The sequence below is a fragment of the Pseudomonas marincola genome (genome assembly GCF_900116605.1).
Lineage (GTDB): Bacteria > Pseudomonadota > Gammaproteobacteria > Pseudomonadales > Pseudomonadaceae > Aquipseudomonas > Aquipseudomonas marincola.
On record NZ_FPBC01000010.1, the window covers coordinates 115,966 to 135,607 of the forward strand.

21 protein-coding genes are annotated in these 19,642 nt (G+C 58.6%); 18 read left to right on the top strand and 3 right to left on the bottom strand.

Features of this window, described 5'->3' with window-relative positions; translation table 11 throughout:
• Window positions 1-17 precede the first annotated feature (17 nt).
• The 7 genes from BM395_RS16390 to egtB all read left to right on the top strand — a co-directional run bounded on the left by BM395_RS16390 (window position 18) and on the right by egtB (window position 7,408).
• The gene (locus tag BM395_RS16390; protein WP_069902658.1) at window positions 18-914 is read left to right on the top strand and encodes an energy transducer TonB; all 897 of its coding nucleotides are present in this window, start codon (window positions 18-20) and stop codon (window positions 912-914) included.
• A 206-nt stretch (window positions 915-1,120) separates the two neighbouring features.
• Entirely contained in the window at window positions 1,121-1,690 is a 570-nt protein-coding gene (locus BM395_RS16395; RefSeq protein WP_090513801.1) for a YqgE/AlgH family protein, read from the top strand.
• The gene (gene ruvX, locus BM395_RS16400; RefSeq protein WP_069902455.1) at window positions 1,690-2,127 is read left to right on the top strand and encodes a Holliday junction resolvase RuvX; all 438 of its coding nucleotides are present in this window, start codon (window positions 1,690-1,692) and stop codon (window positions 2,125-2,127) included. Before BM395_RS16395 ends, ruvX begins: the two co-directional genes overlap by 1 nt.
• 27 nt (window positions 2,128-2,154) lie before the next feature.
• The gene (pyrR, locus tag BM395_RS16405) at window positions 2,155-2,661 is read left to right on the top strand and encodes a bifunctional pyr operon transcriptional regulator/uracil phosphoribosyltransferase PyrR (RefSeq protein WP_069902454.1); all 507 of its coding nucleotides are present in this window, start codon (window positions 2,155-2,157) and stop codon (window positions 2,659-2,661) included.
• A 10-nt stretch (window positions 2,662-2,671) separates the two neighbouring features.
• Window positions 2,672-3,682 carry an aspartate carbamoyltransferase catalytic subunit gene (locus tag BM395_RS16410; protein ID WP_090513806.1) on the top strand — a complete coding sequence of 337 codons (1,011 nt, stop codon included), beginning with the start codon at window positions 2,672-2,674 and terminating at the stop codon, window positions 3,680-3,682.
• A complete protein-coding gene (locus BM395_RS16415) occupies window positions 3,682-4,953 on the top strand; it encodes a dihydroorotase (RefSeq protein ID WP_090513809.1) in 1,272 nt (423 codons plus the stop codon). Before BM395_RS16410 ends, BM395_RS16415 begins: the two co-directional genes overlap by 1 nt.
• A gap of 301 nt (window positions 4,954-5,254) precedes the next feature.
• Window positions 5,255-7,408 carry an ergothioneine biosynthesis protein EgtB gene (gene egtB / locus BM395_RS16420; protein WP_090513812.1) on the top strand — a complete coding sequence of 718 codons (2,154 nt, stop codon included), beginning with the start codon at window positions 5,255-5,257 and terminating at the stop codon, window positions 7,406-7,408.
• A 66-nt stretch (window positions 7,409-7,474) separates the two neighbouring features.
• On the opposite strand, the gene BM395_RS16425 is transcribed toward egtB, so the two are convergent.
• From BM395_RS16425 to BM395_RS16435, 3 genes are all read right to left on the bottom strand, one after another.
• Window positions 7,475-7,873, bottom strand: coding sequence for an NINE protein (locus tag BM395_RS16425; RefSeq protein ID WP_069902450.1), 399 nt, complete (start codon window positions 7,871-7,873; stop codon window positions 7,475-7,477).
• 135 nt (window positions 7,874-8,008) lie between these two features.
• Window positions 8,009-9,154: a PilT/PilU family type 4a pilus ATPase gene (locus tag BM395_RS16430; protein ID WP_069902449.1), complete on the bottom strand. Its 1,146-nt coding sequence runs from the start codon at window positions 9,152-9,154 to the stop codon at window positions 8,009-8,011.
• 177 nt (window positions 9,155-9,331) lie between these two features.
• Window positions 9,332-10,366, bottom strand: coding sequence for a type IV pilus twitching motility protein PilT (locus tag BM395_RS16435; protein WP_069902448.1), 1,035 nt, complete (start codon window positions 10,364-10,366; stop codon window positions 9,332-9,334).
• A 63-nt stretch (window positions 10,367-10,429) separates the two neighbouring features.
• On the opposite strand from BM395_RS16435, the gene BM395_RS16440 reads away from it, so the two are divergent.
• The 11 genes from BM395_RS16440 to BM395_RS16490 all read left to right on the top strand — a co-directional run bounded on the left by BM395_RS16440 (window position 10,430) and on the right by BM395_RS16490 (window position 19,599).
• Window positions 10,430-11,104 carry a YggS family pyridoxal phosphate-dependent enzyme gene (locus BM395_RS16440; RefSeq protein WP_090513814.1) on the top strand — a complete coding sequence of 225 codons (675 nt, stop codon included), beginning with the start codon at window positions 10,430-10,432 and terminating at the stop codon, window positions 11,102-11,104.
• A gap of 115 nt (window positions 11,105-11,219) precedes the next feature.
• On the top strand, window positions 11,220-12,038 hold the full coding sequence (gene proC, locus BM395_RS16445) for a pyrroline-5-carboxylate reductase (protein WP_069902446.1): 819 nt from the start codon (window positions 11,220-11,222) through the stop codon (window positions 12,036-12,038).
• A 10-nt stretch (window positions 12,039-12,048) separates the two neighbouring features.
• Window positions 12,049-12,639 (top strand): YggT family protein, encoded by a 591-nt coding sequence (locus BM395_RS16450; protein WP_069902445.1) that lies wholly within the window; start codon window positions 12,049-12,051, stop codon window positions 12,637-12,639.
• Window positions 12,639-12,935, top strand: a complete 297-nt coding sequence (locus BM395_RS16455; protein ID WP_069902444.1) for a DUF167 domain-containing protein — start codon at window positions 12,639-12,641, stop codon at window positions 12,933-12,935. The genes BM395_RS16450 and BM395_RS16455 overlap by 1 nt, the downstream gene beginning before the upstream one ends.
• A gap of 218 nt (window positions 12,936-13,153) precedes the next feature.
• Window positions 13,154-15,136: a dynamin-like GTPase family protein gene (locus BM395_RS16460; protein WP_090513818.1), complete on the top strand. Its 1,983-nt coding sequence runs from the start codon at window positions 13,154-13,156 to the stop codon at window positions 15,134-15,136.
• A 111-nt stretch (window positions 15,137-15,247) separates the two neighbouring features.
• Complete coding sequence (metX, locus tag BM395_RS16465; RefSeq protein ID WP_069902442.1) at window positions 15,248-16,387, top strand: homoserine O-succinyltransferase MetX; 1,140 nt, start codon at window positions 15,248-15,250, stop codon at window positions 16,385-16,387.
• Between the two features lie 7 nt (window positions 16,388-16,394).
• Window positions 16,395-17,015, top strand: coding sequence for a methionine biosynthesis protein MetW (metW, locus tag BM395_RS16470; RefSeq protein WP_069902441.1), 621 nt, complete (start codon window positions 16,395-16,397; stop codon window positions 17,013-17,015).
• A 25-nt stretch (window positions 17,016-17,040) separates the two neighbouring features.
• Window positions 17,041-17,460: a DUF4426 domain-containing protein gene (locus BM395_RS16475; RefSeq protein WP_069902440.1), complete on the top strand. Its 420-nt coding sequence runs from the start codon at window positions 17,041-17,043 to the stop codon at window positions 17,458-17,460.
• Window positions 17,457-18,050, top strand: a complete 594-nt coding sequence (gene rdgB / locus BM395_RS16480) for an RdgB/HAM1 family non-canonical purine NTP pyrophosphatase (protein WP_069902439.1) — start codon at window positions 17,457-17,459, stop codon at window positions 18,048-18,050. The genes BM395_RS16475 and rdgB overlap by 4 nt, the downstream gene beginning before the upstream one ends.
• Window positions 18,047-19,237 (top strand): radical SAM family heme chaperone HemW, encoded by a 1,191-nt coding sequence (gene hemW / locus BM395_RS16485; protein WP_090513822.1) that lies wholly within the window; start codon window positions 18,047-18,049, stop codon window positions 19,235-19,237. Before rdgB ends, hemW begins: the two co-directional genes overlap by 4 nt.
• 38 nt (window positions 19,238-19,275) lie before the next feature.
• On the top strand, window positions 19,276-19,599 hold the full coding sequence (locus BM395_RS16490) for a DUF3392 domain-containing protein (RefSeq protein ID WP_069902437.1): 324 nt from the start codon (window positions 19,276-19,278) through the stop codon (window positions 19,597-19,599).
• The last annotated feature ends 43 nt before the right edge of the window (window positions 19,600-19,642 follow it).

Genomic DNA, 19,642 nt, shown 5'->3' on the forward strand with positions numbered 1-19,642 from the left:
AGCCAAGCCACATGCCAATGAAAGCAACCGACCCGACTCCCAGCCTCCCACCTGCCGGCGCAAGCCCGGCAGACCGGCTGGGCTTTACCCTTTTTCTGGCAGCGGTGCTGCATATCGCGGTGATCCTCGGGGTCGGTTTCACGGTGGTCGAGCCTGAAACCCTGAGCAAAACGCTCGAAATCACCCTTTCAACCTTCAAGAGCGAAACCAAGCCCAAAGAGGCGGACTTCCTCGCCCAGGACAATCAGCAAGGCAGCGGCACGCTGGAACACAAGGCCGCGCCGAAAACCACCGAAAAGGCGCCTTTCCAGGACACCAAGGTTAATAAGGTGCAGCCGAAAACCGTGGCCAAACCGCCACCGGCACCGAAAGAGGCGCCAAAAGCAGCGGTCGCCACGGTGAAGCCGCAGCCGCAGAAAACCCCTGTCAAACGTGAAAAGCCCAAACCGGCGCCCAGCCACGAACCGGCTCCAAGCTTTGACCGCGAACAATTGTCTTCGGAAATTGCCAGCCTCGAAGCGGACCTGGCCAACGAAGTTCAGGCCTACGCCAAGCGCCCGAAGATTCTGCGCCTCAACGCCGCCTCGACCATGCGCGACAAAGGCGCCTGGTACAAGGATCAGTGGCGCAAGAAGGTCGAGCGCATTGGCAACCTGAACTACCCAGACGATGCGCGGCGCAAACGCATTTACGGCAGCCTGCGCTTGCTGGTCTCGATCAACCGTGACGGCTCGCTCTACGAGGTGCTGGTACTGGAGTCATCCGGCCAACCAACGCTCGACAAGGCCGCCATGCGCATCGTCCGTCTGGCCGCGCCCTTTGCACCGTTCAGCGGCGACCTGATCGATATTGACCGGCTGGAAATTATCCGCACCTGGCGCTTCGAGAAAGGCGACCGGCTGCAGAGCAACTAGCCGCGAACCGCTAACCGTCACAAGAACCCTGATGCGCAACGGTCGAGCAGGCGAGAACTCGCACCGCTCGACCGAACGTGCGCTCAGCGTTAAACCGCGAACTGAGCCGCTTAAGCCGCGGCGCAACGCCGCAATCCCTCGCGCAGTAGCGTCTCTGAGGTTTGTTGTGCTTCCAGCCTTCACGCTCAAGTATTAAGCTAACGCCCATGAAAGACGCCAGCCCAAGCAATCTCAAGCACCACTTCCTGATCGCCATGCCGCACATGGGCGATCCCAATTTCGCGCAGACCGTCACGTATCTGGTCGATCATAACGACCAAGGCGCAATGGGCCTGGTGATTAACCGTCCCAGCGGCCTGAATCTGGCCGACGTGCTTGAGCAATTGAACCCGGAAAAAGAGCCGCCGGCACTCTGCCAAAGCCTGCCAATTTTCACTGGCGGCCCGGTACAGACTGATCGCGGCTTCGTTCTGCACCCTGTAGGCCTGAATTTTCAGGCCACTCTAGACCTCGGCGAGCTGGGTCTGACCACCTCGCAAGACGTGCTGTTTGCGATTGCTGCCGGCACCGGCCCCGACAAATACCTGATCACCCTGGGCTATGCCGGCTGGGAAGCAGGCCAGCTTGAGGCCGAACTGGCCGACAACGCCTGGCTGACGTGCCCGGCTGATGCCGGCATCCTGTTCGACATGCCTTACGATCAGCGCCTTGATGCAGCGGCGGCGCACCTCGGGGTCAACCTGAGCCTGCTCACCTCGCAAGCTGGACACGCCTGATGGCCGAGCCTAAACCACTGCGCCTGCTGCTGGGCTTTGATTACGGCACCAAACAGATTGGTGTTGCGGTTGGCCAGCCAATCACCGGGCAGGCGCGCGAACTCTGCGTGCTAAAAGCGCAAAATGGCGTGCCGGACTGGCAAAAGGTCGAAGCGCTGATCCGCGAATGGCAGCCCGATGCAATCGTGGTGGGCCTGCCGCTGAACATGGACGGCTCACCCAGTGACATGAGCGAGCGCGCCGAAAAGTTTGGCCGCCGCCTCAATGGCCGCTTCAATCTGCCGGTACACACGCACGATGAACGTCTGACTACTTACGCCGCCAAGGGCGAACGCCTGCAGCAAGGTCAGAACAGCGGCTACCGCGAACGACCTGTCGACGCACTGGCTGCTGCGCTGGTACTCGAAGGTTGGATGCAAGCGCATATTTGCGGCTGAGCTCGCTCGGCCATCAAGGAGCTTCATATGAATTTACCGTCACCTGCACAACTGCTGCCGGAAATGGCCACGGCGCTGATTCGCCACCTCAATGCGCGACAAATCAGCACCCCGCGCTTTATCGGCATCCGCACGGGCGGCGTCTGGGTTGCTCAGGCACTCATGGAAACCCTCGGCAGCACTGAGCCGATGGGCATTCTCGATGTGTCGTTCTACCGCGACGACTTCACCCAGAACGGCCTGCACCCGCAAGTCAAACCGTCCGAACTTCCGTTCGACGTCGAAGGTCAACATCTGGTGCTGATAGACGACGTACTGATGAGCGGCCGGACCATTCGCGCGGCGATGAATGAACTGTTCGATTACGGTCGTCCAGCTAGTATTACCTTGGTTTGCCTGCTCGACCTGACCGCGCATGACCTGCCAATCCGGCCTGACATTGTCGGCGCCACCTTGTCTCTGCCCGCGCAGCAACGAGTAAAATTGACCGGCCCAACACCGCTTAACCTCGAGCTGCAATCGCTCGCCAACTGAGATCCCCGCGATGACGCCCCTAGACGCCAAGCGCTCCCTGCAACTGAATGACAACGGTCAGTTGCAGCACTTTTTGTCCATCGACGGCTTGCCCCGCGAACTGCTGACAGAAATTCTCGATACCGCCGACTCGTTCCTCGAAGTGGGCGACCGCGCTGTAAAGAAGGTTCCGCTGCTGCGCGGCAAGACCGTGTGCAACGTATTCTTCGAGAACTCGACACGAACCCGCACCACTTTTGAGCTGGCGGCGCAGCGCTTGTCTGCCGACGTCATCAGTCTCAACGTATCGACCTCATCAACCAGCAAGGGCGAGTCGCTGTTCGACACCCTGCGCAATCTTGAGGCGATGGCGGCCGACATGTTCGTGGTGCGCCACAGCGACTCCGGCGCGGCGCACTTCATTGCCGAGCACGTGTGCCCCAACGTCGCCATCATCAACGGCGGCGACGGCCGACACGCACACCCGACGCAAGCAATGCTCGACATGCTGACGATTCGCCGACACAAGGGCAGCTTCGAGAATCTCTCGGTTGCCATCGTCGGCGACATCCTGCACTCGCGTGTTGCGCGTTCGAACATGCTCGCGCTGAAAACCCTGGGTTGCCCGGATATTCGCGTGATTGCGCCGAAAACCTTGCTGCCGGTCGGCATCGAGCAATACGGCGTGACGACCTACAGCGACATGGCCACCGGGCTCAAGGATGTCGACGTAGTGATCATGCTGCGCCTGCAACGCGAACGCATGCAGGGCGGCCTGCTGCCCAGCGAAGGCGAATTCTATCGCCTGTTCGGCCTTACCGAGCAGCGCCTCAAGCTGGCCAAACCCGATGCGCTGGTCATGCACCCGGGGCCGATCAACCGTGGCGTTGAAATTGAATCAGCGGTGGCCGACGGCCCGCAGTCAGTGATTCTCAATCAGGTCACTTACGGCATCGCCATCCGCATGGCCGTGCTCTCAATGGCCATGAGCGGCCAGAAAACCCAGCGATTAATTGATCAAGAAAGCGAGGAGCAGAACTGATGCGTACCCGTATCCTCGGCGCCCGCGTAATTGACCCCAACAGCGGTCTGGACCAAATCAGCGATATCTACATCGAAGGCGGCAAGATCGCAGCCATCGGTGATGCCCCCGCAGGTTTCGACGCCGAACAAACCATCGAAGCTGATGGCCTGATCGCAACACCGGGCCTGGTTGACCTGAACGCAGCGCTGCGCGAACCCGGCTACAGCCGCAAAGGCAGCATTGCCAGCGAAACCCTGGCGGCGGCTGCGGGCGGCGTTACCAGCCTGTGCTGCCCACCCTTCACCAAGCCGATTCTGGACACGCCAGCAGTCGCCGAGATGATTCTTGAACGCGCACGTGAAGCGGGCCACACCAAGGTCTTCCCGGTCGGCGCGCTGAGCAAAGGCCTCGAAGGCGAGCAACTGGCCGAGCTGGTTGCCCTGCGTGATGCCGGTTGCGTGGCATTCAGCAACGGCCTGGATTGCTTCCGCAACAACCGCACCCTGCGCCGCGCCATGGAATATGCCGCCACCTTCGACCTGACGGTGATTTTCCACTCGCAGGATCACGATCTGGCAGAAGGCGGCCTCGCCCACGAAGGCCCGACCGCCAGCTTCCTCGGCTTGGTCGGTATCCCGGAGTCCGCTGAAACCGTAGCCCTCGCCCGCAACTTGTTGCTGGTCGAACAAACCGGCGTACGCGCGCATTTCAGCCAACTGACCAGCGCCCGTGGCGCCCAGTTGATTGCCGAAGCACAAGCGCGCGGCCTCAAAGTGACGGCCGACGTGGCGTTGTACCAGCTGATTCTGACTGACGATTCGCTGCTCGGCTTCTCCAGCCTGTATCACGTTATGCCGCCACTGCGCACCCGTGCAGACCGCGACGGCCTGCGTCAGGCGGTCAAGGACGGCACCATTCAAGCCATCGCCAGCCATCACCAGCCGCACGAAGCCGACGCCAAACGCGCACCGTTTGCCGCCACCGAACCGGGCATCAGCAGCGTGCAGCTGATGCTGCCACTGGCCATGAGCCTGGTGCAGGACGGCGTGTTGGAACTGCCAGAGCTGATCGCCCGCCTCAGCAGCGGTCCGGCGCAGGCGCTTGGCCTGCCAGCAGGCAGGCTGGCCGCCGGTGAACCCGCCGATGTGCTGCTGTTCGACCCGAACGCCTCAACACTGGCCGGTGATACGTGGTTCTCCAAAGGCGCCAACAGCCCGTTCATGGGCCACTGCCTGCCGAGCGCCGTGCGCTACACGCTGGTAGACGGGCACATCAGCTATCAGGCGTAAGCCTTACGCTTCCAACCTCTGCGCACACCAGAAACCCACTCCCGAGTGGGTTTCTGCTTTTATCTCCCCGGCAAATCGTCTTATTTGCCAAACCCGCCTACACGCTAAGTTTGATGCCAGCCGTCGCAACATCGAACTCTCTGAACAAATCTGCGTCAGACATAAAACTGTCGTGAATTACGCTTAATCATTGAGCATCAGGCAGACAACAACATAAAAGATAGGCCTAAACGCGGTAACACCGCCGCTCGGCCCGCCTCAACAGTTCTTCCCTCTAGCCGCAGCACGGAGCAGATAGTTGATGAGCAGCACATTAAGAGTACTGACCCCAAAGCCAGCCCCCAATGCGCTACTCGACTATTACCTGCAGGTCAGGCGCCGAACCGAAACCCTGATCGCCCCGCTGGAGCCGGAAGACATGGTTGTGCAATCCATGCCTGATGCCAGCCCGAGTAAATGGCACATCGCCCATACCAGCTGGTTCTTCGAAACCTTTCTGCTCAGCCCGCAGCTCAAAGGCTACAAGATTTTCGATGACACCTTCTGCTACCTGTTCAACTCCTATTACGAAGCCGTCGGCCCCCGCCATCCCAGACCCCATCGCGGCTTGCTGACCCGCCCCGCCATCAGCGAAGTGATTGCCTACCGCAAGCATGTCGACAGGCAAATGAGCGTCCTGCTGCAAACCTCACTCGATGACGCCACGCGCCAGTTAGTTGAACTCGGGCTGGCACACGAGGAGCAGCATCAGGAACTGCTGCTCATGGACATACTCCACCTGTTCAACTCCTCGCCCCTCAAACCCGCCTATAACCCGCAGTGGCCACAGCCCACCCGCGCCGGCCCCGGGCGTTTCAAGCAACACATTGGCGGCCTGCTGGATATTGGCCACACCGATGACGCCTTTGCCTTCGACAATGAAAGCCCGCGCCACACCACGTACTTACAGCCCTTCGAGATCAGTGACCGGCTGGTGACAAACGGTGAATGGCTGGCATTTATCGCGGACGGCGGCTACCAGCAAGTGGATTTGTGGCTCTCAGAAGGCTGGGATTGCGTACAAAGCCAAGGCTGGAAAGCCCCGCTGTACTGGCATCACGATGAGCACGGCTGGAGCCAGATGACTTTAAGAGGCATGCAGCCCATTAATCCGGACGACGCCGTGACGCATATCAGCTACCACGAAGCGACCGCATTCGCCTGCTGGGTCAACGCCCGCCTCCCGACAGAAGCAGAATGGGAAGTTGCCGCCCAGGCGGGCATGTTGCAACAAGTGGATGACGTCGCCTGGCAGTGGACGCAAAGCCATTACAGCGCCTATCCCGGCTTTAATCCGGCCCCTGGCGCTGTGGGCGAATACAACGGCAAGTTCATGATCAACCAGATGGTTTTACGGGGCGGCAGCGCGTTCAGCAGCCCCGGCCATACGCGCTTGAGCTATCGCAACTTCTTCCATGCCGATAAGCGCTGGATGTTGTCTGGGCTGCGATTGGCCCGGGATATTCAACCGCACCAGCAACACACAAAATCTGATAACGAGTTCTTGCGCGACGTACAACAGGGGCTCAGCGCAAAACCCAAAGCGCTTTCACCTAAATATTTTTACGACGCCAAGGGCTCCGCGCTGTTCGAGGCGATTTGTAAAACACCGGAGTACTACCCCACCCGCGCCGAGACGCGATTGCTGAGCGAGATTGCTGAGCAAATTTCAGCCACCATTGCCAGCGGCAGCGCGTTGATTGAGTTTGGCAGCGGCGCCAGCGAAAAGACCTGTCTGGTGCTGGATGCAACGCCGCAACTGGGCGCTTATGTTCCCATCGACATTTGCCCGGATGCACTTGAACATGCGTCCCAACGGCTTAATAAGCGCTACCCGGAACTGCCGGTAATCGCCCAAACCGGGGATTTCACCGAGCCGGTTGAACTGCCGGAACAAATAGCCGCAATGGCCAAAGTCGGCTTTTTCCCCGGCTCAACCATCGGCAACTTCACTCGCAGTCAGGCGATTGAATTTCTCAAGTCGGCAAAACGCCTGCTGGGTGCAAACGGGCAATTCATTGTCGGCGTGGATATGGTCAAAGACCGCCACATACTTGAGGCAGCCTATGACGACGCTGGCGGCGTGACGGCGGCTTTCAATAAAAACCTGCTGACCCGCATTAACCGTGAACTGTGCGCTAATTTCTGCCTGGAAAATTTTGCCCACGTTGCGCTGTGGAACCCCGAACACCAGCGCATGGAAATGCACCTGCAAAGCCTTATCGATCAGTGCGTGGAAATAGCCGGTCAACGCTACATCTTCTCTAAAAATGAGCGCCTGCATACCGAGTGCTCACATAAATTCACCCTTGAGTCCTTCAGCGAAATGGCCGCCGAAGCAGGCTGGACCGTGAGCCAGCACTGGATAAGCGCAGAACCCGAAGTCGGTCTGATGCGTTTGACTCAGCAGCCGTAGTTGCGCACTTAAACAAAAAACCCCGCTGATTCAGCGGGGTTTGGTTGGCTCAATGGAACGCGGGAATCAGCTGCGCTCGGAGTTTTTCAGGGTGATCTGGGTATTCAACGTCCAGAAGTCATACAACACCCCGATGAGAAACAAGCCACCTGTGCACAGATAGATGATCCCGGTGATCCATTTGCCCATGTACATGCGGTGCACACCGAAGACCCCGAGGAAGGTCAGCAGAATCCACGAGACGGTGTAATCGGTTTCCCCTGCGGTAAATCGCAAGTCGGCTTCCTTGTCCATCGACGGGATCAGGAACAGGTCAATGATCCAGCCAACAAACAACAGGCCAAATGTCAGAAACCAGATGGTTCCGGTAACCGGCTTGCCGTAGTAGAAACGGTGAGCGCCGAGAAAACCGAAGATCCACAACAGGTAGCCGATTGTCTTGCTGTGCGTGTCTTGTTGCTGCATGAATGCCTCCTGCTGGCATGATTATCCTGAACAACAATCTACGCGAGAACCGCCGCAAACCCAAATCTGGCCCCTGCTAGATGCTCGCCCCAAGCGCACAGGGCGAGCGGTTTAAAGACCAGCTAGTAACGCCAATCAGCGAAAGCGACGGCCCGGATCATCGGTACTGACTTCGAGCGACAAGCCTTCGGTGAGACTCGACAAATGATCGCCATCGCCTTCGGAAGCCAGCTTGATCATCAGGCGCAAGTCGTTCGCCGAGTCGGCATAGGCCAAGGCGTTTTCGTAAGTGATTTCACCGTCGCTGTAGAGCTTGTACAGAGCCTGATCGAATGTCTGCATGCCCTGCTCCGAAGAGCGCTTCATCAACTCCTTGAGCTGATGCACTTCGCCCTTGCGGATCAGGTCGGCTGCCAGCGGCGTATTGATCAGCACTTCAATCACCGCGCGGCGGCCTTTGCCGTCGGGTGTCGGGATCAGTTGCTGAGCGACAATTGCCTTGAGGTTAAGCGACAGGTCCATCCAGACCTGGCTTTGCCGGTCTGCCGGGAAGAAGTTGATAATCCGGTCCAGCGCCTGGTTGGCGTTGTTGGCGTGCAGTGTGGCCAGACACAGGTGGCCGGTTTCGGCGAATGCGACGGCGTGATCCATGGTCTCGCGCGAGCGCACCTCACCAATCAAGATCACATCCGGCGCCTGGCGCAGGGTGTTTTTCAGCGCCACTTCGAACGATTCAGTGTCGATGCCGACTTCGCGCTGAGTGACGATGCAATTCTGGTGCTGGTGAATGAATTCGATCGGGTCTTCGATGGAAATGATGTGGCCGCTGCTGTTCTTGTTGCGATAGCCAATCATCGCCGCCAGCGAGGTCGATTTACCGGTACCGGTAGCGCCCACAAACAACACCAGACCACGCTTGGTCAGGGCCAGTTTTTTCAGCACTTCCGGCAGCTTCAACTCTTCGAGCGTAGGGATGTTGGTTTCGATACGGCGCAGCACCATGCCAGCCAGGTTGCGCTGGTAGAAGGCACTCACCCGGAAACGCCCGATTCCGCGAGCGCTGATTGCAAAGTTGCACTCATGGTTCTCGGCAAAGTCACGGCGCTGCTGGTCATTCATGACCGCGTGCACTGTTTCACGGGTTTGCTCGGGTGACATCGGCGTTTTGGTGATCGGCAAGATTTTGCCATTGACCTTCATCGATGGCGGAATACCGGCTGTAATGAAAAGATCGGAGCCGCCCTTTTCGACCATCAGACGTAATAGTTTTTCAAAGTCCATGGGTCTCTCGCCTTACACCAAATTGCACCTGCAGCCGACTGCCGCTGGCACGTTCATTACCATTTATCCAGCGAGGCAGCCTTGCGACCGCCTCGTTGCTGCGTGTTGTTTCGGCCGGCGGCTGGGCTGCCGACATTCCAGCGGTGCAACGCGCGCCTTGCGGCGGCGGTTGCCAAGCTAGAAGTTCTCTGGGTTTTTAGCCTTCTCTTTGGCCATGTCTCGGCCGATTAGGCCTTTGCTGACCAGGGTTTTCAGGCATGAATCCAGAGTTTGCATGCCCAGCGAGCCACCGGTCTGGATGGCGGAATACATCTGCGCAACCTTGTCTTCACGGATCAGGTTACGAATCGCCGGCGTGCCGATCATGATTTCGTGGGCGGCAACACGGCCACCGCCGATTTTCTTCAGCAGGGTTTGCGAAATAACCGCCTGCAATGATTCGGAGAGCATCGAGCGAACCATCGACTTCTCTTCCGCCGGGAACACGTCAACCACACGGTCGATGGTCTTGGCAGCAGAGGTGGTGTGCAGCGTACCGAACACCAGGTGGCCGGTTTCAGCAGCGGTCAGGGCCAAGCGAATGGTTTCCAGATCGCGCAATTCGCCGACCAGAATGATATCCGGGTCTTCACGCAGCGCCGAGCGCAATGCTTCAGAGAAGCCAAGCGTGTCACGGTGAACTTCACGCTGGTTGACCAGACACTTCTTCGACTCGTGAACGAATTCGATCGGGTCTTCGATGGTCAGAATATGTTGGTACTTGGTGGTGTTGAGGTAGTCGAGCATCGCCGCCAGCGTGGTCGATTTACCCGAACCGGTTGGCCCCGTAACCAGTACCAGACCGCGCGGCACATCGGTGATCTTGCGGAACACCTCACCCATGCCGAGGTCTTCCATGGTCAGAACCCGCGACGGAATCGTCCGGAATACTGCGCCCGAACCGCGATTCTGGTTGAATGCGTTAACCCGGAAACGGGCAACGCCGGGTACTTCAAAGGAGAAGTCCGTTTCCAGAAACTCTTCGAAGTCCTTGCGCTGCTTGTCGTTCATGATGTCGTAGATCAGCGCATGCACTTGCTTGTGATCCAGCGCCGGCAGATTGATGCGGCGAACATCGCCATCAACCCGAATCATCGGCGGCAAACCAGCAGAGAGGTGCAGGTCCGACGCACCTTGCTTGGCACTGAAGGCGAGCAGCTCAGTGATATCCATAGGACTCCCTAATGACGGTAGAATGCCGTGAACGTAGAACGCACGGGCGATAGAGCGAGAATAATGTCCACGATAGCAGAGAATATTGCAAAGGTCGGAGCTCGCATTCGTGAGGCAGCGCAAGCTGCAGGCCGCGAATCCACCTCCATTGGCCTGCTCGCAGTGAGCAAAACCAAACCTGCCGCTGCCATCCGTGAAGCTTATTTAGCGGGTGTCGGGCACGTTGGCGAGAACTACTTGCAAGAGGCGCTCGAAAAACAGCAGGAACTAGCCGATCTGCCCCTAACTTGGCATTTCATCGGCCCTATCCAGTCGAACAAGACCCGCGCGATTGCCGAGCACTTCAGTTGGGTGCATTCGGTAGACCGCCTGAAGATCGCCCAGCGCCTCTCGGAGCAGCGCCCAGCCTCATTGCCGCCGCTGAATATCTGCCTGCAAGTGAATGTCAGCGGTGAAGCGAGTAAATCCGGCTGCACGGCAGAACAATTGCCGGCACTGGCCGCTGCGGTGCAACAGTTGCCCAACCTGAAGCTGCGCGGGTTAATGGCCATTCCCGAGCCCACCGATGATCAAAGCGAGCAGCGCGCAGCATTCGCTATCGTCCAAAACCTGCAACAGCAATTGGGCCTCGACACCTTGTCGATTGGCATGAGCCACGACCTCGAAGCGGCCATTGCTCAGGGCGCTACGTGGGTGCGCATCGGCACGGCGCTGTTTGGCGCCCGCGACTATTCATAAAGGTGGCCGCACACGCAGAGTTCGCCGACCTTACTGAGCAGTTGCTGCATTGAAAAATGCTCACAGCCGCCTCATCTAGTAATGTGCTTCATTCTAAATAGCTAAGGACCCCGTTATGACCACTCCTCGCATTGCCTTTATTGGTGCCGGCAACATGGCAGCCAGCCTGATCGGCGGGATGCGTGCTCAAGGCGTTGGCGCCGAGTCGATCCGCGCCAGTGATCGCGGCGCCGAGCAACGCGAAAAAATCAGCGCGCAATACGGCATCGATGTGTTTGCCAGCAATGCCGAGGCCATCAACGGGGTCGACGTGATTGTGCTGTCGATCAAACCGCAGGCCATGAAAGAAGTGTGTCTGGATCTCGCGCCGCATATAAAGGACGGTCAGTTGATTGTCTCGATCGCGGCCGGTATCAGCAGTGCAAGCCTTGCCAACTGGCTGGGCGAGCGCGCCATTGTGCGCTGCATGCCCAACACCCCGGCCTTGCTGCGCCAGGGCGTTAGCGGCCTGTACGCCAACCCGCAGGTCAGCGCCGAGCAACGCCAGCAAGCCGAGCAATTGCTCAGCGCCGTTGGCCTGGCCCTGTGGCTGGATGAGGAACACCTGATTGACGCAGTCACCGCCGTTTCAGGCAGCGGACCGGCGTATTTCTTCCTGCTGATCGAAGCCATGACCGCTGCCGGCGAAAAACTCGGCCTGCCGCGTGAAACGGCAGAAAAGCTGACCCAGCAAACCGCACTGGGCGCCGCGCAAATGGCCATTGCCAGCGACGTGGATGCCGCTGAGTTGCGCCGCCGGGTAACATCACCGGCTGGCACCACAGAGGCTGCCATCAAAACCTTCCAGGCTGGCGGCTTTGAAGCCCTGGTCGATGCTGCATTAAACGCCGCCGCCCAGCGCTCCGCTGAACTGGCCGAGCAACTGGGCAAATAAGGAGATCATGATGATCGGATTGAACACCGCTGCCGTCTATGTACTGCAAACCATCGGCAGCTTTTACTTGTTGATCGTGTTGCTGCGTTTCATTCTGCAACTGGTTCGGGCTGACTTCTACAACCCCATCAGCCAGTTCATCGTGCGCGCAACCCAGCCTCTGCTGAAACCACTGCGCCGGATTATCCCAAGTTTTGCCGGCCTCGACCTGGCGTCGCTGGTACTGGCGATTCTGGTGCAACTGGCGCTGATGGCACTGACCCTGATGCTGATGGGTTACGGCGTTGGCAACCCGTTGCAATTGCTGGTCTGGTCGATCATTGGCGTGACCGCACTGTTCGTAAAGGTGTTCTTCTTTGCCCTGATTATCAGCGTGATCCTGTCGTGGGTTGCCCAAGGCAGCAGCAACCCGGCAGTAATTCTGGTCAATCAGATCTGCGAGCCTCTGCTGATGCCGTTTCGCAAGATCCTGCCGAATCTTGGCGGCCTCGATCTTTCGCCGATTCTGGCGTTTCTGGTGCTTAACCTGATCGACATGCTGGTGATCCGCAATCTCGCGGTTATGACCGGCATGCTGCAAGGCCTCAGCATGGCCATCTGATGAGTTTCTATCGCTGGGACGGTGACGATCTGATCCTCAATTGTCACCTGCAGCCCAACGCAAGCTCCGACGAGTTTGCCGGGCTGCACGGCGACAGATTAAAAATTCGCCTCACCGCCCCGCCAATAGAAGGCAAAGCCAACGCCCATCTGCTAGCTTTTCTGGCAGGTGCATTTGCTGTGAGTAAACGCCAAGTTTGCTTGGAAAGTGGCCAACAGAGCCGACAAAAGCGCGTACGAATCGTGAACCCGCAAAAACTGCCGAACGGTATAGAACTTAGTCGTTCCGATAAGTGACAAACCTTTAGTGAGGTAGCTTGCTTGAGTTTATTGACGCCGGGCGCATCTGCGGCATAATGCCAGTATACGATTATCAACAAGCATTGAGTCTCATTACCGGCAACGGTTGAAAGGGCTCCACCCCAGTAGTATCTGGGTGGTAATAGCGGGCCAGAAACACGGCTATCCCATGTTCATGAGCATGCCGGCGCGTGTTTGTATGTGAGGAACGATGAATGAGCATGGAACGTCTCAGCCAACAGGTCGACGCCTACGTCACCTGGAAACGCGAGTTGATGCGCGAAATTACCCGCTACCGCAGCTGGCTGATCTCCAACCGGCTGGGCTCGGAAGCCCTCGATAAAAAGCTTGAACGCGCGATGCATTTACTGCGCACCGACCACATAACGCTGGCGTTTGTGGGCGAGTTCTCGCGCGGCAAGACCGAGCTGATCAACAGCCTGTTCTTCTCCGACTATGGCCAGCGCATGCTGCCCTCGCAGGTCGGGCGCACAACCATGTGCCCCACCGAGCTGTTTTTCGACCCGCGCTCCGAGCACAGTTATATCCGCTTGCTGCCGATAGAAACGCGCAGCGCCGATGCCAGCATTTCCCAATTCAAACGCGCGCCTGAGCAATGGCTGAACATCGCACTGGATCCAAGCGACCCAGACAACATGGTCGAGGCTTTCGCGCAGGTTGCCCGCACCAAGCCCATGCAGGTCGAGCAGGCAATCCAGCTCGGCTTCTACCCGGAAATGCTTGAAAGCACCGGCAAACCCGGCCAGGTGATGGTTCCGGCATGGCGCCATGCGCTGGTCAATATCGACCACCCACTGCTGCGCCAAGGCCTGCGTATCCTTGATACACCGGGCTTGAATGCGCTGGGCAGCGAACCCGAACTGACCCTCTCGATGTTGCCCAACGCTCAGGCAATCATCTTCCTGCTGTCTGCCGACACCGGCGTTACCGCCAGTGACATGGAAATCTGGAAGCAGCATATTCTGCAACTGGATGACCCGGACCACACCAGCCTGCTCGCCGTTCTGAACAAGATTGACGTGCTCTGGGACGATCTCGCTGGCGAGGCATTTGTGCAGGAAAGCATTCATCGCATCCAGCAAACAACCGCCAGCCAACTGGGCCTGAAAACCGCCGATGTACTGCCAATTTCAGCGAAACAGGCGCTACTGGCCAAAGTGCGCCACGATCCCGAGTTACTCGCCCGCAGCCAGATCAGCGGACTAGAAGACCTGCTCTGCGAGCGCATCGTGCTACAAAAAGAGCGGCTGATTGAAGACCACGTGGTGATGCAGGTGCTGGATCTGCTCAAAGGCAGCCAGAACATGCTCAACCAGCGGCTGCAACAGGTCACCGCGCAGAAAGAGCTGCTCAGCAACAGTCATCAGGACAACGGCCAGACACTGTTCGAGCTGACAGCCAAGACCAAAGAAGAGCACAACCTGCATCACAAGCGCCTGCTTGGCCTGAAAACCAACCAGCGCCTGCTCAAGCGTCAGGGCGACCTGCTGCGTGAGGCTATTCGCCCGGAGCGGTTAGAAGGCCACCTCGAAGTGGTGCGCAAGAACCTCACCGGCAGTTGGACCACCATTGGTATCAACCAGGCGATTACCAACTTCTTCGCCAGCATTGATGAAGACTTGCAGCACCTGGCCGATGAAGCGGAAATGGCCAACACCATGGTTGCAGCTATCTACCGTCGGCATAACGAAGAGAATCCGCTGCATTGTGTGGATGCGCCGCAGTTCAATATCAACCGCCATCTGCGTGATCTCAAGCAACTGCGCGAACAGGCCGACCAATTCCGCCTGCAGCTGAAAACCCTGCTCACCGAGCAAGGTGTGCTGGCGCGCCGCTTCTTTGCCACCCTGGCCCAAGAAGTCATCGGGCTGCACCAGCGTTTGCGCCAGGACGCCGAACAATGGGCCAACGATGCCTTGATGCCGCTGATGCAGCACACCCTTGAGCACAAGCAATTGCTCGAAACGCACATGCTCAAACTCAAGTCGCTGGCGCAGGAAACCCAATTGAATCGTCAGCGCAGCGAGCAACTCAGCCGTTATCACGGCGAGCTGCTGGTTCAGCTCAGCCAGGCCAATGGCATGCTCAAGGTTTTCCGCCGTCCGGCGCCGGTGCAGCGGCAAAAGAAAGTGGTAAATCTGCTGGCTTCGCTGCGTACCGAAGGCGCCCGCGATTAAGTCGTAACAGTTTCTCCGCGCAACACCTGCCGCCCCGTGCTTGCCGCACGGGGCGGCGCTCTTTAGACTGCGTCCCTTGCTTTTTCACTTCACTTTTCGCGAGCGGGCTCGATGTCGACTGCCTTCCCCCAAGACTCTGTTGGCTTGGTGACTCCCCAGGTGATGCATTTTGCCGAACCTTTGGCTCTCGCCTGTGGGCGTGACCTGGCCGAGTACCAGATTACTTATGAAACCTACGGTGAGCTGAATGCTCAGCGCAGCAATGCGGTGCTCATCTGTCACGCCTTGTCTGGCCACCATCACGCCGCGGGTTATCACAGCCCCGACGACCGTAAACCCGGTTGGTGGGACAGCTGTATCGGCCCCGGCAAAGCCATCGACACCAATAAGTTCTTCGTAGTCAGCCTGAACAATCTCGGCGGCTGCAATGGTTCGACCGGCCCCAGCAGCATCAACCCGGCAACGGGCAAGCCTTATGGCGCCGACTTCCCGGTCTTCACCGTGGAATGCTGGGTCCACAGCCAGGCGCGGCTGGCGGATGAGCTGGGTATCGAGCAGTGGGCAGCCGTGGTTGGCGGCAGCTTGGGCGGCATGCAGGCCATCCAGTGGACAATCACCTACCCCGAGCGCGTGCGTCACTGTTTGGCCATTGCTTCGGCGCCCAAGCTTTCGGCGCAGAACATCGCATTCAACGAAGTCGCACGTCAGGCCATTTTGACCGACCCGGATTTTCACGGCGGACACTTTCTAGAACACGGCGTGATTCCCAAGCGTGGCCTGATGCTGGCACGCATGGTCGGCCACATCACCTATTTGTCTGACGACGCCATGGGCGAGAAATTTGGTCGCGGTCTGAAGAGCGAGAAGCTCAACTACGACTTCCACAGCGTCGAGTTTCAGGTCGAGAGTTACCTGCGCTATCAGGGCGAAGAGTTCTCCGGGCGTTTCGACGCGAACACCTATCTGCTGATGACCAAGGCGCTCGACTACTTCGATCCTGCCGCGGCTCACGACGGCGATCTGGCCAAGACGCTGGCAGTGGCCAAAGCCGATTTCGCGGTGTTCTCGTTCACCACCGACTGGCGCTTCTCGCCAGCGCGCTCGCGCGAAATTGTTGATGCGCTAACCGCCTCACGCAAAAACGTGTGCTATCTGGAAGTTGACGCGCCGCAAGGCCACGATGCCTTCCTGATGCCAATTCCACGTTATTTGCAGGCATTTAGCAGCTACATGAATCGAATTGCCGTATGAGGTCGAAATGAGAGCTGATCTGGACATCATCCAGGACTGGATTCCTGCGGGCAGTCGCGTGCTCGACCTTGGCTGCGGCAACGGCGAACTGCTGGCGTGGCTCACGGCCAACAAGCAAGTATTCGGCTACGGTCTGGAAATCGACGCGGACAACATTGCCGAGTGCGTAAGCAAGGGCGTCAACGTCATCGAGCAAGACCTCGACAAGGGGCTGGGCAACTTTGCCGATCACAGCTTCGATGTGGTGGTCATGACTCAGGCGCTGCAAGCGGTGCATTACCCGGACCGGATTCTCAGCGAGATGCTGCGCGTCGGTAAGACCTGCATCATCACCTTCCCCAACTTCGGTCATTGGCGCTGCCGCTGGTATCTGGCCAGCAAAGGCCGCATGCCGGTGTCCGATTTCCTGCCGTACACCTGGTACAACACCCCGAACATTCACTTCTGCACCTTCGAAGATTTCGAGCGCCTGTGCCGTGGCCAGCAAGCCACCGTACTCGACCGTCTGGCGGTTGATCGCGACCACATCAATGGCTGGGCCAGCCGGATGTGGCCTAATCTGTTTGGTGAGATTGGTATCTATCGGGTCAGTGGCCATACCGCCATGAATGCCGGACAAAACCGCTGATCCACACCGTTTCAAGGAGAGCCCCATGCGCCGCCTCGCTGTTCTACTCATTGCTCTGTGCCTGAGCCTGCCCGCGTTTGCCGAACAAAAGAAAACCTTCGGTGATCTCGATGTTCACTACAGCGCCTTCACCTCGGGTTATTTGCAGCCCGACATTGCGGCGGCCAATGGCCTGACCCGCAGCAAGAAACTTGGCGTGATGAACATCGCCGTGCTCAAGGCCGGCAAAGCCACCACGGCCAACGTCAGCGGCACCATGAAGAATCTGCTGGGTAAAGATTATCCGCTGAGCTTCAAGGCCGTTAACGAAGGTGAGGCGATCTATTACCTCGCCCAGTTCCCGCTGGAAAGCCAGGAAATGCTGCGCTTCACCATCAACGTCAGTGTCAGCGGTGGCGCTACCAACAGCTTCGAATTCAACCAGGAACTGTATCCAGGCGAATGATCAAACTCACTCAACTCGTGCTTGCCAGCCACAACGCCGGCAAGCTCAAAGAACTCCAGGCCATGCTCGGCGAATCCGTGCAGGTGCGTTCGGTCGGTGAATTCAGCAGCGTCGAGCCTGAAGAAACCGGCTTGTCGTTCATCGAAAACGCCATTCTCAAGGCGCGCAACGCCTCCCGCGTCTCGGGCTTGCCGGCACTGGCCGACGACTCGGGGCTGGCGGTGGACTTTCTCGGCGGCGCGCCCGGTATTTATTCGGCGCGCTATGCCGACGGCCAGGGTGATGCGGCGAACAACGCCAAATTGCTTGAGGTGATGCGTGAGGTGCCCGACGCTGAGCGCGGCGCCCAGTTCGTCTGCTGCCTGGCGCTGGTACGCCATGCCGATGATCCGCTGCCAATTATCTGCGAAGGCCTGTGGCACGGAAGTATTCTGCACCAGCCGCAAGGCGCCAACGGTTTTGGCTACGACCCGTTGTTCTGGGTGGCCGAGCGTAACTGCTCAAGCGCAGAACTCAGCCCTGCCGACAAGAACCAGTTGAGCCACCGCGCCCGCGCTATGGCCTTGTTCAAACAGCGGCTGGGGCTATGAGCGCAAGCAACACGATCATCACTGATCGGGTGCGCCACACGACTGCCGGCTTCGAGCTGCCGCCTCTGGCGATGTACATCCACATTCCGTGGTGTGTAAAGAAGTGCCCGTACTGCGACTTCAACTCGCACGCGGCGGCGCCAACGCTGCCGGAAGAGGAATACGTCGACGCCCTGCTCGCCGACCTCGATGCGGATTTGGCGCATGTGCATGGCCGCCCGCTCAGCTCGATATTTTTCGGCGGCGGCACGCCCAGCCTGTTTTCGGCCAAAGCCCTGGGCCGCTTGCTTGAAGGTGTCGAGCGGCGCATCCCCTTTGCGCCGGACATCGAAATCACCCTTGAAGCCAACCCCGGCACGTTCGAGCAGGCCAAGTTTTCGGCTTACCGGCAACTCGGGATCAATCGCCTGTCGATTGGCGTGCAAAGCTTTCAGTCAGCCAAACTGGCGGCACTGGGCCGTATCCATGACGGTAATGAGGCCATTCGCGCCGCCGATATGGCGCGCGCTGCTGGCTTCGACAACTTCAACCTCGACCTCATGCACGGCCTGCCGGATCAGTCGATCGATGACGCCCTGAGCGACTTGCGTACAGCCATCGCGCAAAAGCCTACGCATTTGTCCTGGTACCAACTGACGCTGGAGCCGAACACCGTATTCTGGAACCAGCCGCCCACTCTGCCGGAAGACGACACCCTGTGGGACATTCAGGAAGCCGGGCAAACCCTGCTCGCCGAACATGGCTACGCGCAGTATGAGGTTTCGGCCTATGCCCAGCCCGGCAAAGCGGCCCGCCACAACCTCAATTACTGGACCTTTGGCGACTTTATCGGGATTGGCGCTGGTGCCCACGCCAAGACCAGCAGCCCGGACGGGATTATTTCGCGCAGTTGGAAAACCCGCCTGCCAAAAGACTATCTAAACCCGGGCAAGCAGTTCACTGCCGGCCACCGCGTGCTTGAGCCAGACGAGTTACCGTTCGAGTTTCTGATGAACGTGTTGCGCCTGACCGAAGGCGCTGCCAGCGAAATGTTCACTCGCCGCACCGGCTTACCCCTGAGTTTGCTCGCCAGTGCACGGCAAGAAGCGGAAAAACGCGGTCTACTAAAAGCAGAGCCGAATCGATTGGTCGCCACCCGCGAAGGCCAGTTGTTTCTCAACGATTTGCTGCAACAATTTTTGCCTTAATGGGCCGCTCACGAGCCACTTGGCTCTAAGGATCTTCCATGGATTTGCTACTTGATCTGATCGCCACACTTTCGCGCTGGAGCCGTGGCCACTTGTACGACATTTCGCTGGCAATCATGGCGACCCTGTTCGTGCTGTTCGGCCCCAGCCTCAATGCGTGGGTGCAGCGCACCATCGGCGGCCTCAACTTCATCTTCCGCACCCTGATCTTCGTTTTGGTCTGTGCGCTGGTATACGGCATGGCCATCGTTTACCTCACGCCTTATCTGTCGGCGGGGCTTGGCCAGTTCAACAACTACACGTTGGCGCCGGTACTGCTGTTGGTGTTCTTCTTGATCGGTGTAATCGCAGACCGCAGCTAAGCAACAAACCAGCGTGTTCCGTTTGGGAATTGCGGCATCAGAT